At 48.6% G+C, this 14,166-nt stretch carries 15 protein-coding genes; 4 read left to right on the plus strand and 11 right to left on the minus strand.

Going from position 1 to position 14,166, the window contains the following annotated elements:
* The 10 genes from BIY29_RS18545 to envC form a co-directional block, all read right to left on the minus strand.
* Nucleotides 1-491: glycosyltransferase family 8 protein (locus BIY29_RS18545; protein WP_276310301.1), on the minus strand; the 491-nt coding region annotated here is incomplete at its 3' end.
* 20 nt (nucleotides 492-511) lie between these two features.
* Nucleotides 512-1,309, minus strand: coding sequence for a lipopolysaccharide core heptose(I) kinase RfaP (gene rfaP / locus BIY29_RS18550; RefSeq protein ID WP_121576513.1), 798 nt, complete (start codon nucleotides 1,307-1,309; stop codon nucleotides 512-514).
* Nucleotides 1,306-2,427: a glycosyltransferase family 4 protein gene (locus tag BIY29_RS18555; protein ID WP_121576514.1), complete on the minus strand. Its 1,122-nt coding sequence runs from the start codon at nucleotides 2,425-2,427 to the stop codon at nucleotides 1,306-1,308. The genes rfaP and BIY29_RS18555 overlap by 4 nt, the downstream gene beginning before the upstream one ends.
* Nucleotides 2,424-3,503, minus strand: coding sequence for a lipopolysaccharide core heptosyltransferase RfaQ (gene rfaQ / locus BIY29_RS18560; protein ID WP_121576515.1), 1,080 nt, complete (start codon nucleotides 3,501-3,503; stop codon nucleotides 2,424-2,426). Before rfaQ ends, BIY29_RS18555 begins: the two co-directional genes overlap by 4 nt.
* 241 nt (nucleotides 3,504-3,744) lie before the next feature.
* Nucleotides 3,745-4,998, minus strand: coding sequence for an O-antigen ligase family protein (locus tag BIY29_RS18565; protein WP_121576516.1), 1,254 nt, complete (start codon nucleotides 4,996-4,998; stop codon nucleotides 3,745-3,747).
* Nucleotides 4,999-5,025: 27 nt separating this feature from the next.
* The gene (rfaC, locus tag BIY29_RS18570) at nucleotides 5,026-6,009 is read right to left on the minus strand and encodes a lipopolysaccharide heptosyltransferase RfaC (protein ID WP_121576517.1); all 984 of its coding nucleotides are present in this window, start codon (nucleotides 6,007-6,009) and stop codon (nucleotides 5,026-5,028) included.
* Complete coding sequence (gene rfaF / locus BIY29_RS18575; protein WP_121576518.1) at nucleotides 6,006-7,058, minus strand: ADP-heptose--LPS heptosyltransferase RfaF; 1,053 nt, start codon at nucleotides 7,056-7,058, stop codon at nucleotides 6,006-6,008. Before rfaF ends, rfaC begins: the two co-directional genes overlap by 4 nt.
* Before the next feature lie 66 nt (nucleotides 7,059-7,124).
* A complete protein-coding gene (gene rfaD / locus BIY29_RS18580; protein ID WP_121576519.1) occupies nucleotides 7,125-8,057 on the minus strand; it encodes an ADP-glyceromanno-heptose 6-epimerase in 933 nt (310 codons plus the stop codon).
* 154 nt (nucleotides 8,058-8,211) lie between these two features.
* Nucleotides 8,212-9,096, minus strand: coding sequence for a divergent polysaccharide deacetylase family protein (locus BIY29_RS18585; RefSeq protein WP_121576525.1), 885 nt, complete (start codon nucleotides 9,094-9,096; stop codon nucleotides 8,212-8,214).
* A gap of 65 nt (nucleotides 9,097-9,161) precedes the next feature.
* Complete coding sequence (envC, locus tag BIY29_RS18590) at nucleotides 9,162-10,463, minus strand: murein hydrolase activator EnvC (protein WP_121576520.1); 1,302 nt, start codon at nucleotides 10,461-10,463, stop codon at nucleotides 9,162-9,164.
* Nucleotides 10,464-10,760: 297 nt separating this feature from the next.
* On the opposite strand from envC, the gene BIY29_RS18595 reads away from it, so the two are divergent.
* The 4 genes from BIY29_RS18595 to cysE all read left to right on the plus strand — a co-directional run bounded on the left by BIY29_RS18595 (nucleotide 10,761) and on the right by cysE (nucleotide 13,749).
* Nucleotides 10,761-11,192: a rhodanese-like domain-containing protein gene (locus BIY29_RS18595; RefSeq protein ID WP_121576521.1), complete on the plus strand. Its 432-nt coding sequence runs from the start codon at nucleotides 10,761-10,763 to the stop codon at nucleotides 11,190-11,192.
* A 135-nt stretch (nucleotides 11,193-11,327) separates the two neighbouring features.
* Nucleotides 11,328-11,798, plus strand: a complete 471-nt coding sequence (secB, locus tag BIY29_RS18600) for a protein-export chaperone SecB (RefSeq protein ID WP_121576522.1) — start codon at nucleotides 11,328-11,330, stop codon at nucleotides 11,796-11,798.
* Nucleotides 11,798-12,817, plus strand: a complete 1,020-nt coding sequence (gene gpsA, locus BIY29_RS18605) for an NAD(P)H-dependent glycerol-3-phosphate dehydrogenase (RefSeq protein WP_121576523.1) — start codon at nucleotides 11,798-11,800, stop codon at nucleotides 12,815-12,817. The genes secB and gpsA overlap by 1 nt, the downstream gene beginning before the upstream one ends.
* A 110-nt stretch (nucleotides 12,818-12,927) precedes the next feature.
* A complete protein-coding gene (gene cysE, locus BIY29_RS18610) occupies nucleotides 12,928-13,749 on the plus strand; it encodes a serine O-acetyltransferase (protein WP_121576524.1) in 822 nt (273 codons plus the stop codon).
* A 205-nt stretch (nucleotides 13,750-13,954) separates the two neighbouring features.
* Here cysE and BIY29_RS20440 read toward each other — a convergent pair.
* A partial coding sequence (locus BIY29_RS20440) for a hypothetical protein (protein ID WP_205680376.1) occupies nucleotides 13,955-14,166 on the minus strand: 212 nt, incomplete at its 5' end.

The raw sequence follows: 14,166 nt of genomic DNA on the forward strand, positions 1-14,166 counted from the left end.
ATATATAAGAATCCCGCATTAAAATAATAATTTTTTTTCATTCCCAATCTTTTAGGGCTTGAGTCTTTTTTTCCCGGAAGGCTATCAGCGGAGGCAGCACATACGACATCATCAATATTAATTTCTCGAATAGATGAAATATTAGCGAAGCATAAAATATCAGCATCCAAATAAATGAACTTCTCCGTTATATTTGCTAATAGTCTAGGAGCTAATAGACGAATGTAAGTGGATTTATTCAAATGATTTATTTTGAAGTCAATTGAATATTTATTTAGTTCGGTTTCATTTATTATATATATATTTATTTTTTTATTTATGTTTTTTAATTTCTTCATCTCATCCTGAGAAACATCATATAGGAAAACATGGAAATATATCTCCTCATTTAAATTATTTAGAATGATTGATGTGATAGAAATTGCGACATACTCAAGGTAGTTGGCATCTGTACAATATGCAATATGTATTGGTTCTTCGTTATTCATCATTTTATCTTTTTAAAAGTGTATTATAAAGATTTTCTGTCAGTTCTGCGCTTTATCTTCTCAGCTTTAATTTTTATCTCACTGAGCAGGTTTTTCTCATTTTCTAATATGCTTTTTAATCGCTGATTAAAATAAATTTTCAGAAAATAGAAAATATCCGTTTGGGTTAACCCGATATCAAGCGATGAAAAATACAAACCGATGAGGTCTTTATTGCGCCAGCGAGTGGGGACTCTTTTTCTTATCTGTGCACGATGTAAATCAATCACCGATATTTTAAGATCATTACTGTCCGGGCTGAACGGCAGGTGAAGCAAGAAATGGCAGATATAACAATCCCGGTGATTAACACCGGCTGCGTGCATATTGCGCACCATCTCTGCCACGCGCCGGATAATGCGCCGTTTTTCCTGTTGTAGCGGTTTGTTTTCAGGCCACCTTGCGCAGTAGTCTTCCAGGCTGATTGCCGGATTAAGATCTTCCGTAATAATAAAGGAATGGCGGCGTAATGGATTGAGTCCACGTTGACCAAAACCAACGCCTCGCATGGTGGCTACCCCTGCTTCAGACAGACGGTGGATGGCGTTCCATTCGCGGTCAGCCCCCAATACCGGCAACCTTAGCGAAATCAGGTTCTTAAGCGCTTCTTTAAGCGTGGTGCCGCGATGTATTTTAATAAACCAGGATTGGTCGCCCAGGGTAAAACGCAGGGTTCGACGGCTTTCAAGCGCACGAAATATATCGCCGTCGAGCTTATCGATTTCTTTAAATGGATCTTTATTTTTCCACAAGGAAGCAAAAGGCTCTTTTAATTCAATCATGGTTGTTCATCCGTGATAAGCGCCGCCGCTTTTTCTGGCAAACTGTATAAATCTTCGGTATCCGCGAAATGCCGGGCGTTGGCTGCCCACTGAGTGCGCACTTCAGGATGATTTAGCGCATATTGTAATGCGTTATTCAGGTCAGACTGACGATAAGGTTCTTTAATCACTACACCAGCCTTTGCCCGATTAATATAAAATGCATAACCACAGACATCCGTAACGATAACCGGCAGCCCGGAGGTTATCGCCTCAAGCAACACAATGCCCGCCGCTTCCTGATGGGCCGGATGAATCAGTAAATCGGCTGCTGCCATAAAATCAGGTATATCGTTGCGACCGGAAAAGAATCGAACCTGTGGATCAATTCCCAGTTGCGCAGCAATTTTTTGATAACGTTCGGGTTTATCCTGCCCTACAACTAGAAAAATTATCTGCTTTCTGTCTGCCTCTGACAAACTGGCGAGTGCTTTAAGGCTGCGTTCGACGCCTTTTCGGTTGAAGTCAGAACCAACCTGCAAAATAACCTGGCTATTTTCAGCGATCTGTTGCGCTTGCCGGAATCGGGCTCTTATCTGCGCAGCGTCCGGGCCATATTTACGATCGGGCGATATACCCGGTGGTAGAATAACGAAGCGTTCTTCCTGAGTGCCGTAATGCTTTTTAAAGTCATCAATCTGGCGGAGAGTAAGCATTAACATTTTAGTCTGGCTGCTGCGTTCAAACACCGCCTTTTCAAACGCGGCGTAATGTTTATAACGAGGCGTTAAACGGTAGAAAAAGCCTTTTTCCTGAGCGACTTTTTCGGCGTAGCAAACATCGGCAGCGTAGTAAAAGTCTAACCCCGGCATTTTATTAAAACCGATAATCCGATCGACCGGGTTCCGCCGTATATGTTGCTGTACCCACTGGTAATACTCTTTATTGCGGGCATGATTGGTGTGTTTGCGAATCGGAACCTGAATCAGTTCGAAACCGTCAACCAGCGGGCCTTCCCATGACTGCGTGTATACGCGTATATGATGCCCGCGTGCCTGACAGGCCTGAGTTATACGTAAAAAATCTCGTTGTAGCCCGCCAAAAGGGAAGTACTTGTATAAACAGAATGCGAGGATCATAAGTCAGAGGCCTTCTCGCTAAATTGGCCATGCCATCCAAGTAATTTTGCAGCGGCTTGAATGACATCTTTTGCAGGGATGCAGGATAAATATTTTTTATTTCTGTCGAGATTTTTTCGCTCTGGCATAGGTTGATAATCTCCGGCCCAAATAAGTACGCTCTTTTCTGACCAGGGCCGCCATAACTTATGGTTAGTTGGTCCAAACAGGCTTACTAGCGGCGTATTTAATGCGGCGGCCATATGCATGGGGGCTGAATCAACACCAATATAAAGTTCAGCCTTGTCGATTAAAGCAGCTAATTCCAGAAATGAGGTTTTCCCTGCCAGGGAGGTGACTGGCTTAAGCGAACACAATTCTGATATTTCAGCAACCATATCCAGATCTGATTTTGATGGGCCACAGGTCAGTACAACTTCAATTCCACCACTCTTGAGGTAATCAATGACTTTTGCGAATTTTTCGTTATCCCAGCATTTAAATGACTGTCGGGCAGTTGGTTGAATAACGACATATTTTTTATTTAGTAGATCGGTATTTTTATTAAATACAGCATCTTCGTCGCTCTTGTCATAATAAAGAGACACTCTGTTTTTTATTTTCTCTTTCGATAATGCTAATGACGAAAGAAGCGAAAGATTGTGTTCAATAATATGCTCACCCTGGCCTGACACACAGTCAGTAAACAGAGAACGCCATATTTTTTGTTTTTTGCCACCTCTGGTTATTGAAAGGCTTTTACTTCCTAATGATTTTATCAGAAAGGCGATAGGCCATTGATCTGCCAAATTAATAATTAAATCATAGTTGTTATTTTTTAATTCGCATCGAATGCCAGTGAATTCTTTGACTCTGGATAATAACCGGGCATGTTTGCGTTGTAATCCGTAAATATGATTGATTTCCGGGTTCTTCGATAGAATGGGCCGGGTATCTTCATACAGCAATACATCGATCTTCGCGTCCGGATAGTTAGCTTTTAGCGTGCTGATAAGCGGTGTGGTCAGCAGCATATCACCGTGGAATCTGAGCTTTACAACTAAAATCCGATGGTAGGGGATGGCATTCTGACTCACTCGTTTTCCTTAAATTGCAGTCGTGCTAAATCTGTTAGGTTTAAGCTGAATAACAGCGGCGTATTCGTGGATCTATTTTTACCACGCTACCGCCCCTGGCTCGGCAGCTACCAGTGGACTGAGAGATACATCATCAGGCGACATCGTGCCTATTATCGTGCGCCGTTTTAATCTGTTATGGTACTAAAACCCGGCGTCCTCTCACAGTGATAAATTGTGCATATCACCGCGCTGTGCGCGGTTATCGTTGAAGCCAGGTGCCTGTCAATGTGGTGCCGAGGCAAAACGTCAACAGCCAGGCGATTAACATATCCCGTGAATACAAAATAACATCACTCAAACCATACATAAGCAGTGCAAAAATAATGGCGGCCAGCAGGTGACTTCTAAGAATAAACACGGAAAAATAGATCAGGGATGTATAGAAAATCGCTACCATCACTGCGCCGGGTAACCCTTTGAGGGAAAAAGCCTCAATAACTTCATTGTGAAGATGAACATTCAAAAAATCCACCGCACCTGCCAGTACTGGCTTTTGTTGCGCCTGTTGTGTAATGCGCTCCGACCGCTGTTCTGCCGATTGCCCAAGCGGCGCATGTTGCCCGGCCTGAATGCCAGCCTGATACATTGCCAGTCGTGCGCCGACAGAGGTTTTACTGTTATTCATGCTGTAATTACGCATGTCATTAATCAGATCGTCGGTACGTTTATGAATTGTGTCGTGGAAGAGTAGCGTACACAGCAGCAGGCTCATGGCTGAACCCACAAAAGCTTTAATCAATAACCGCTTATTGTGTCTGACTTCCGAGAGTAAAATGGTTGCGCCAACAATAGGATAAACAAATATAGCCGCCCGTGTTTCCGTGAGAATAATAGCGATGGTAACAAGCAGGAAATGCAGCAAATAAAGGTAAAATTTATACGGCGAGTTCAGTTTTAATATCGCCTGGGCGCTTAATGCACCGATAAAGGTAAGGAAATAAGCAGCACTGGTTGCCGGGCCAAATCCCAGCCCGATACGGTGAATGTCACTAAATAAGGACTGATAAAACCCATAACCTACGGTAAGAATGCATATCGTGAGGATACAGGGTAGATGATATTTTTGCCGTTCCTGACGGTTATGCAGTGTGGCAAGTAGAATAAATGCCCCTAAGATACTGGCGTGAGCGGAAGATAAGTGAGCATCATAGACGCTAAAAAATAAGTTATCTGGTTGATAATAAACATGAAACCAAATCAGGTTGGCGATACCGATAATCATCAGGCAGCACGGAACAATAAGCAGATGTTTTGCCGCAAGTACCGTTTTCAGATGGGCCGTCACGTAAAAAACAGCAAATGATCCGGTTAAATAAAAAACCCATCCGGCAATAACGGTACTGAACGGCATGATGCATAATGTCAGTAAACAGCCAGGGAAAATGGTGTTGAGTGCCAGAGCAGAACTTAGGCCTGATGATCTTTCCAGACCATAACGTAAATAATTAAGCATGTGTTTCTTCAACAGTCGGGAGCAGAATTACTCACCTGATGTGGTTAATTCTATCATTTTATCCAGTTTTAGGCGGATTTCCCCGGCCATAATTGTGCTCATCTGCTGGTTTTCAGACAGTTCCACTACCTGATTCAATCCATATCCACCGATTAATCCCGGATCGGTTGGGCCGTACAGAGTGATATTGGGGCGATCCAATGCTGCAGTTAAGTGACTTAAACCGGTATCGACGGAAACCACGGCTTTTGCGCCAGCCAGCACTTCTGCAACCTGTTGCAACGTAAGACGAGGTAAAACATCGACATGAGTAAAGCCCTCCGCCAGACGCAAGGCTCGCTGGTGTTCATGCTCTGCACCCCAGGGAAGCTTAATCTGCAACCCGCTGGACTGTAGTAAAGCGATCAGTTCGCGCCAGTGAGATTCCGGCCAATGTTTTTCGTCACGGGTGGTGGCATGAAGAAACACTAAATATTGATTGGCATCAGCCGGTGACTGGGAAAGAAAGCGTTGAGCAATGGCGTAATCACCACGTCCAACGGGTTTCTTGTAACGCAGGCTGGCAGCAAAAAGCTCTCGTACGCGTTCGACGGCATGTTGTTGACGGTTGACATGATGACGATAGTTATAGAACCAGCTCGCCATCGGTTCACGCGCACTTTTATAATCCAGCCCATGTTTTTTGCCGTGGGCAAGGCGGGTGACCAACACGGCGCTTTTAATTAATCCCTGTGCATCGATCACCGCATCATAACGGTATTTACGCAGTTGTTGCTTAAAGTCTGCGCGTTCCTGGCGTGTCCGGGCGCTGAACCAGCTCTTTCTCCAGCGCCTGATGGCAACCGGGATCACGCGGGACACTGCCGGGTGCCAACCGGGGATCTGGGCAAAGCCCTCTTCCACCACCCAGTCAAACTGGATGCCTGGCAGCTCCTGCATGGCATCGGTCAGGGCGGGTAACGTATGAAGAACATCGCCCATGGAGGACGTTTTGATAATCAGCACCCTCATGCGTTTTCTTCCGGTTTTGCCAGATATTTTTCCAGCGCGTTGAGCACGCTATCAGGCTGAATATCAATCAGGCTTTGATGGTATCCCTGCTCCGCATCTCCTTTGCGTACCCGGTGATAGCCGGTAATTAAGCGAATAACCTCTGACTGATGTGACAAAGGAGGCGTGAAGTCAGGACTGCTTGGGCCATAGAGTGCGATGAGCGGACGGTTGAGGGCGGCGGCAACATGCATTAATCCTGAGTCATTACTGACCACTGCATGGCAGGCGGCGATCAGTATCACTGCCTGTTCCAGGGACGTTTGCCCGGCGAGGTTGGCGCAGTGCTGCCGGGCATTCTCGGTTAAGGCCTGACGGATATCGTCACCTACCGGTCGGTCGCTGGCCGAGCCAAATAGGGCAACCTGATAGCCCCGTTCAATCAGTATCTGTGCCAGTGTGGCGTAATGATAGTGCGGCCAGCGTTTAGCGGGGCCAAATTCTGCGCCGGGACAAAAACCAATAATCGGACGCGGGCTATTCAGGCCAAAGGCGCGTGTCGTCTCAGCGATTTCTTCAGAAGTAACCTGTAGCTGTGGCCACAGTAAAGGTTGCGGCAGATCCGTCGCACTGTGAATACGATTGCCGTCGTAGGCCAGGGCGACATAGCGTTGCACCATCAGTGGAAAGGCTGATTTATCCAGTACGCGAACATCATTCAGCAGTCCGTAGCGCATTTCCCCGCGCCAGCCGATGCGCTGTGGGATCCTGGCGAAGAAAGGCACCAGCGCCGATTTAAATGAATTGGGTAAAACATAGGCGCGGTCATAACGCGTAGCGCGCAGCGAGACGCCAAGACGGCGGCGCTCGCCTAATGCCAGGGCGCCGTGGCCCAGCGGCATCGCCAGCGCCTGATTTACCTCCGGCATACGTGACAGCAGGGGACGGCACCATGCAGGCGCCATCACATCAATGACCGCTTGCGGATGTTCCGCTTTGAGCGTGCGGTACAGGCTGTGTGACATCATCATGTCGCCTACCCAGGAAGGGCCGATGACTACTATTTTCATACCGTTGATCCATTCCTTACGGCATATGCCGCGATACCGGGCTACATGTGGTTATAATGATGTCGGTCAAACAGTACGGTTTAGCCAGGCCATATATTCAGCAACGCCTTCGGCGACGGTTTTAAACGGTTTGTCATAACCCGCCGCACGCAGTTTGGTCAGGTCTGCCTGTGTATAGGCCTGGTAACGGCCTTTCAGTTTGGCCGGGAATTCAATGTATTCCACGCTGCCTTGCTTATGGAACGCCAGCGTGGCGTCAGCAACGGCCTGGAAAGATTCAGCCCGCCCGGTGCCGCAGTTGAAAATACCGGAAACCCCTTTTTGCCAGAACCACAGGTTTACGGCAGCCACATCACCGACGTAAATAAAGTCCCGCTTGAAGTTTTCGCTGCCGGAGAACAGTTTCGGGTTTTCACCCTGATTGATCTGGTTGTTCAGGTGGAAAGCGACGCTTGCCATGCTGCCTTTATGTCCTTCACGCGGGCCATAGACGTTGAAATAGCGGAAGCCGCAAATCTGCGACTCGGCCTGTGGCAGAATTTCACGTACGTACTGGTCGAATAAGAATTTAGAGTAGCCATAGACATTCAGCGGCTGCTCATACTGGCGCTCTTCAACGAAGTTATCGTTGCGGCCGCCATAAGTTGCAGCGGAAGAGGCATACAGGAACGGGATGTTGCGATCAAGGCAATAGTGCAACACGTCTTTAGAGTATTGATAGTTGTTATCCATCATATACTTGCCGTCCCACTCGGTGGTTGACGAACAAGCGCCTTCATGGAAGATGGCGTCAATATCGCCCAGATCGTCACCGGCCATAATATTGGCGATGAAATCCTCTTTATCCATGTAATCAGTGATATTCAGATCCACCAGATTGACGAATTTCGTCCCGTCTTTCAGGTTATCAACAACCAGAATGTCCCGATAGCCAATGTCATTGAGAGATTTTACGATATTGCTGCCGATGAAGCCGGCGCCGCCAGTAACGATAATCATGGGATTGACCCTTGTTAATCTTGCCGGTGAGGCCCCACGCCCCACACTGTCTATGACCGCTATAATAGCATTTCATTTTACGGCAAGCAGCCCGGCGTTTTTTTATCCGGGCATTCTGCGAGTGAGAAAGAAAAATAGCGTAGCGGTTTACTGTTTAATGCTGCTTTTCTGCGGGCGTGATCCAGGTTTGCCAGCGATGTTTTACAAATGTGAGGGTTGCGCTATCGCGGATGCTGCTGCTGACCAGTTTGAAGACGGCATCGTTCTTCACCGGTTCTGGCGGATGTTTTACCCGGCACTGCGGCACGCCACGGAAGGGATTACGTGGTTTTGTCGCTTTCGGCGTCTCTGATGGTGGCAATGGTTCGTAGTGCTGCGCCGATTCGTTCAGCAACTGGCTGGGGCGCACTAAAACAATGTCAGATTCCAGCGTTGGCAGCATTTGCTGTAACACTTTGATGGTTGATGGATGCGGGTGCCCAATGGCGATAGCGGAACCGCTACGCCGTGCTATCTGCACAGCGCGGTTAAACTGGCGGCGGATATCGGCTTCATTCTGCGTGTCATCCAGAAAAACTTTGCGCTTAATGACTTTTACCCCGGTTCCGGCGGCGGCCTGACTGGCCTGGCTGCCGCCAATCGTCATGCTGTCGAGAAAATAGAGATGATAGGCGCTCAGAGCCTGCATCACTTTTTGCATACCGGGAAGGCTGGCGGTCATTGCGCTGCCCATGTGGTTATTCAGCCCGATGGCGTAAGGAACATTATTGACCGACTGGCGGATAATGCGCTGAATCTCTTCGCTGCTCATGTCAGGATGTAAGGTATCGCGTTCCAATGGCTGTTTGCTCATCGGCGCCATCGGCAGGTGGATCAGCACTTCACGCCCTTGATTATGCGCTTTGGTCGCCATTTCTCTGGCGTAAGGCGCATTGGGCAAAACAGCAACCGAAATGGCTGTAGGCATGTTTAAAACCTGATTCTCGTTATGAGGACGATAGCCAAAATCATCAATCACAATGGAAAGTTTACCGGCCATAATGCACTGCGATAGTGTCAATAAGCTGAAAAATAATAATATTTTTGATTTTAAATGATACAAGACTATCTTCCCAGCCAAGGTTGTGGGTTTACCGCCTGACCCTGGCGACGAATTTCAAAATAGAGTGCGGGCTGGCTTTGCCCGCCGCTGGTGCCTACCAGAGCGATGGGTTGGCCTGCTTTAACCTGTGCCCCGACGGAAACCAGCGCACTTTGATTGTAGCCGTATAAACTCATGTCGCCTTTACCGTGCTGAACCACCACAACCAGACCGTAGCCTTGCAGCCAGTCAGCCATCAGGACGTTACCATCGGCAATGGCTTTTACTTCGGTTCCTTCCGGCGCGGAGATAACCAGCCCCTTCCAGCGTAACTCGCCTTGCAGCGGTTCACCAAAACGGTGCTCAATCCGGCCCCGAACCGGCCAGACGGCTTGTGCGGAAGGCCGCCCCAGGCCCCCGGTGCGGGCCATCAGCGATTGCTCGCTTTCCGTTGGTTTATAGCTGCCGCCGCTGCGTTTAGCCTGCTGCTCTTTGGCCCGTACTTTGGCCGCTTCACGCGCTTCTCGTTCGGCTCTTGCTCTGGCTTCCCGCTCGGCCCGGGCGATTTGATCGCGCAGGCGGGTTTCATTCTGACGTAATTCAGTAAGCTGGCGCTGATCTTTTTCCAGTGAGCTTTCAAGTGTGACCAGCGTTTTTTTACGCTCGGACTGCGCCTGTTCCAGCGTCTGCTGCTGTTGCTGTTGGTCTCTCAGCAGCGTTTTTTGCTGGTTTTGTTTTTGCTCCAGCAACTGCTTCTGGCTGGCCAGTTCGGTTCGCGTTTGCTGCAACTCATTGATGGATTTCTGGCGAGCTTCGTTCAGATAGCCGAAATAGGTAAGAATACGTTCGCTGCGCTGGCTTTCTTCTCCACTCAGAATCAGTTGCAGAGCACTGTATCGGCCCTGCCGGAATGCGGCATCAAGCTGACGTGAAAGGATATCCTGTTGCGTTTTTTGCTGTGACTGTAACCTGACGATGGAGGCGCTGAGTTCACTTAACTCTTTATTTAGAGCAGACAGCGTACTGCGGGTTTCACGTAGCTGGCGGCTTGATTGGGCAATCGACTGCTCCTGCTTTTTCAACTGCTGGACTAACGTACCGCGCTGCTGTTGCTGTTGCTGCACTTTTTTTTCTTTGGCCGCGATATCTTGTTGCAGACTTTTGAGCTGTTGCTGATTATCCGCAGCCTGACTGGTGCCGGACAACAACAAAACGCCGACGCAAAACGCGCTGGCGCACCGGGTGAACCACTTGTGTGACGCCTGCGAGCGAACATTGGCGCAACATACCGCTCTCAACTGTACAGATAACGCTTTTTTACTCATAACGAAGGATTATTCCACGATGAACAGCGGCTTACCAGTTGTCTCTTTCTGGATTTCTATTTCCATTCGTGACAAGGGCGACACGCAATGCGCGGTATGGGTGCATCAATAATAGTTAAATGGGAGGGGATACGCATAAAATGGTTGAATTACGCAATCTGTGAGGTGATTTTGATGCGGCCCGCCGCAGATTCAGTACGCTATGTTGGCTTACTGGCTGTAATTGCCGTATCGCGCAGGTATACTCAGGAACCTCATATTTTTATCGCTTAACTGATTCGGGAGTCGTTATACCCCATGCAAGAGATTATGCCATTTATTAGCAAGCACCCTATATTGAGCGTGGCCTGGGTTGCACTGTTGGTTGCTGTTATCGTGCTTACTGTGAAGAGTAAATTTTCTAAAGTGAAGGAAGTGGTTCGTGGCGAAGCGATCCTGCTGATCAACAAAGAAGATGCCGTGATTGTCGATATTCGTAATCGTGACGACTATCGTCGCGGTCATATTGCCAACGCATTTAATCTGTTACCCAATGATATTAAAAACGGTAGCGTAGGCGAATTGGAAAAGCATAAGGCGCAACCAGTGATTGTGGTGTGCGCCAACGGTATTTCTTCACGTGAAGCGGCAGGTAATCTGCTGAAAGCGGGTTTTGAACGTGTCCTGGTACTGAAAGACGGCCTTGCTGGCTGGAGCGGTGAAAATCTGCCCTTAGTCCGGGGTAAATAGAAATCCGCGGCAAATGATTTTTGCACGACAGCCTATCGGGCTGACTGCAACGCTAAGATTAGATAAATGTACTGGCGTCCCCCTTCGCTGACGAGGGAAGGCGTCAAAGAAATCCAACAAAAGGTATTATTCAACATGTCTGAACAAAACAACGCCGAAATGTCTTTCCAAATCCAGCGTATTTATACCAAGGATATCTCTTTTGAAGCGCCTAAAGCCCCGCAGGTATTCCAACAGGAATGGCAGCCGGAAGTGAAGTTGGACTTGGACACGGCATCCAGCCAACTGGCGGAAGATGTTTATGAGGTCGTACTGCGTGTAACGGTAACGGCTTCATTGGGTGAAGAGACGGCATTTCTGTGTGAAGTGCAGCAGGGCGGGATTTTCACCGTTGGCGGTATTGACGGCACCCAACTGGCGCACTGCCTGGGCGCGTATTGTCCGAACATTTTGTTCCCTTATGCGCGTGAGTGCATCACCAGTCTGGTTTCCCGGGGTACGTTCCCACAATTGAACCTGGCCCCGGTCAACTTTGATGCGCTGTTTATGAACTATCTGCAGCAGCAGGCAGAAGGCGAAGGCGCGGCACCGCGTCAGGATGCCTGATGAACGCGTCTGACGCTTCAATGACGGTAATCGGTGCCGGATCATACGGCACTGCATTGGCCATTACACTGGCGCGTAATGGCCACAAGGTCGCGCTCTGGGGGCACGATCCCGATCATATCCACGCGCTACAGGCTGTCCGCTGTAATCAGGCATTCCTTCCTGATGTTCCCTTTCCTGATTCGCTGCAACTGGAAACGAATTTGGCGCAGGCGTTAGCCGCCAGCAGAAATGTGTTGGTGGTAGTACCCAGCCATGTTTTTGGGGATGTGTTACGTCAGATTAAACCCGATTTGCGTGCCGATGCGCGGGTCGTGTGGGCAACAAAGGGGCTGGAAGCGGAAACCGGGCGCCTGCTGCAAGACGTGGCGCGTGAAGCGTTGGGCGAGCAAATTCCGCTCGCCGTTGTGTCCGGGCCCACCTTTGCAAAAGAACTGGCCGCCGGTCTGCCGACGGCGATTGCCCTGGCGGCAACGGATAGTGAATTTGCCGACGATCTTCAGCGTTTGCTGCATTGTGGTAAAAGTTTTCGGGTTTACAGCAATCCTGATTTTATTGGTGTACAACTGGGCGGCGCAGTTAAAAACGTGATTGCTATTGGTGCCGGTATGTCTGACGGCATTGGTTTTGGCGCTAATGCTCGTACGGCGTTAATTACCCGTGGTCTGGCCGAGATGACCCGGCTGGGAGTGGCATTGGGCGCTGATCCAACCACCTTTATGGGTATGGCTGGATTGGGTGATCTGGTGCTGACCTGCACGGATAACCAATCGCGTAACCGGCGTTTCGGCATGATGCTGGGTCAGGGCATGGACGTTCAGAGTGCGCAGGATAAAATTGGTCAGGTGGTTGAAGGATACCGTAATACTAAAGAAGTGCTGGCTTTGGCACAGCGTCATGGTGTTGAAATGCCGATTACTGAGCAACTCTGGCAAGTCCTGTACTGTGGAAAAGATGCCCAGGAAGCAGCGTTAAGTCTGCTGGGGCGTACCTGCAAAGACGAAAGCACCAATTTATAACATTATGTTTTTTAGGGCTTTAATAATAAAAGATGGCCCGGATGTTTTTGTGAGTAATAGACATCAGTGGCAATGGCAATCTGATGTGTGGCATTTCGGAGAGTAAGGCAATGTCGATAGAAGAGTTGGAACTGGTCTGGAAAAATATTAAGGCAGAAGCCCGCAGTTTGGCGGATTGCGAACCTATGTTGGCCAGTTTCTTTCATGCCACATTGCTGAAACACGAGAACCTGGGTAGCGCATTGAGCTACATGCTGGCTAATAAGCTGGCGAGTCCGATCATGCCAGCCATTGCCATCCGGGAAGTGGCTGAAGAAGCTTACCATGCTGATCCGCAGATGATCATTTCCGCTGCACGCGATATTCAGGCGGTCTGTCTGCGCGATCCCGCCGTTGATAAATACTCAACCCCCTTGCTTTACCTGAAAGGGTTTCACGCGCTACAGGCATACCGCATCGGTCACTGGCTTTGGTCGGAGGATCGTCAAGCGCTGGCGATCTATTTCCAGAATCAGATCTCGGTATCCTTTGGCGTCGATATTCATCCAGCGGCGGTCATTGGCTGTGGGATCATGCTCGATCATGCCACAGGCATTGTGATCGGAGAAACGGCGGTGGTTGAGAACGATGTCTCTATTCTGCAATCCGTCACCCTGGGGGGTACGGGTAAAACCAGCGGCGATCGCCATCCGAAAATTCGCGAAGGGGTGATGATTGGGGCCGGCGCCAAGATCTTGGGAAATATTGAGGTTGGCTGCGGCGCGAAAATTGGCGCGGGTTCGGTGGTGTTACAGCCCGTTCCGCCCCATACCACTGCCGCAGGCGTTCCCGCCCGGATAGTGGGCCGCCCGGAAACGGATAAACCGTCGATGGATATGGATCAGTATTTTAACGGCGTGAATCGTGGTTTTGAGTATGGGGACGGCATTTAATATTGCTGAACCTGTGTAGCACTAAAAAATATCCTATGTATGCCTATGTCCTGCACCTTTCAACTAGCAGATGTATTGGCTACCTAAATTACTCGACCCTTCCTGCTAAAAATCCAGCCATTGGGAAAAGTGCTGTGTTTATTGCCTGTCTTTGATAAGAAAAAATATATATTCCCTCCTTTATTAATAGGCAATTTGTTTTTTGTCACTGAATTGTCATGTAAATAACTAAAATTTTCAGAACAAGTGCGCATTTGGGGCAACTTCTTGCCCGGCTTTTAGCATAAATCACTTTTCGGGCAATGTTTGCAAACGATCTGGGAAGTCTGGGCAATTTTTTGCCTGAATTTGACTTAAGGAAAATTTGACTTAGGTATTTTTGTTTATAAAACAATAACATAAAAATTGGCATAAAAA

This window comes from Brenneria alni (assembly GCF_003666245.1).
Taxonomy (GTDB): Bacteria; Pseudomonadota; Gammaproteobacteria; order Enterobacterales; family Enterobacteriaceae; genus Brenneria; species Brenneria alni.

Bases quoted from the DNA above. Each gene is read 5' to 3' on its own strand.
- rfaC (WP_121576517.1), bottom strand. From the start codon at position 6,009: ATGAGGGTGCTGATTATCAAAACGTCCTCCATGGGCGATGTTCTTCAT.
- secB (WP_121576522.1), top strand. From the start codon at position 11,328: ATGTCTGAACAAAACAACGCCGAAATGTCTTTCCAAATCCAGCGTATT.
- BIY29_RS18585 (WP_121576525.1), bottom strand. From the start codon at position 9,096: ATGGCCGGTAAACTTTCCATTGTGATTGATGATTTTGGCTATCGTCCT.
- gpsA (WP_121576523.1), top strand. From the start codon at position 11,798: ATGAACGCGTCTGACGCTTCAATGACGGTAATCGGTGCCGGATCATAC.
- rfaD (WP_121576519.1), bottom strand. From the start codon at position 8,057: ATGATTATCGTTACTGGCGGCGCCGGCTTCATCGGCAGCAATATCGTA.
- rfaP (WP_121576513.1), bottom strand. From the start codon at position 1,309: ATGATTGAATTAAAAGAGCCTTTTGCTTCCTTGTGGAAAAATAAAGAT.
- envC (WP_121576520.1), bottom strand. From the start codon at position 10,463: ATGAGTAAAAAAGCGTTATCTGTACAGTTGAGAGCGGTATGTTGCGCC.
- rfaF (WP_121576518.1), bottom strand. From the start codon at position 7,058: ATGAAAATAGTAGTCATCGGCCCTTCCTGGGTAGGCGACATGATGATG.
- BIY29_RS18565 (WP_121576516.1), bottom strand. From the start codon at position 4,998: ATGCTTAATTATTTACGTTATGGTCTGGAAAGATCATCAGGCCTAAGT.
- cysE (WP_121576524.1), top strand. From the start codon at position 12,928: ATGTCGATAGAAGAGTTGGAACTGGTCTGGAAAAATATTAAGGCAGAA.
- BIY29_RS18595 (WP_121576521.1), top strand. From the start codon at position 10,761: ATGCAAGAGATTATGCCATTTATTAGCAAGCACCCTATATTGAGCGTG.
- BIY29_RS18555 (WP_121576514.1), bottom strand. From the start codon at position 2,427: ATGATCCTCGCATTCTGTTTATACAAGTACTTCCCTTTTGGCGGGCTA.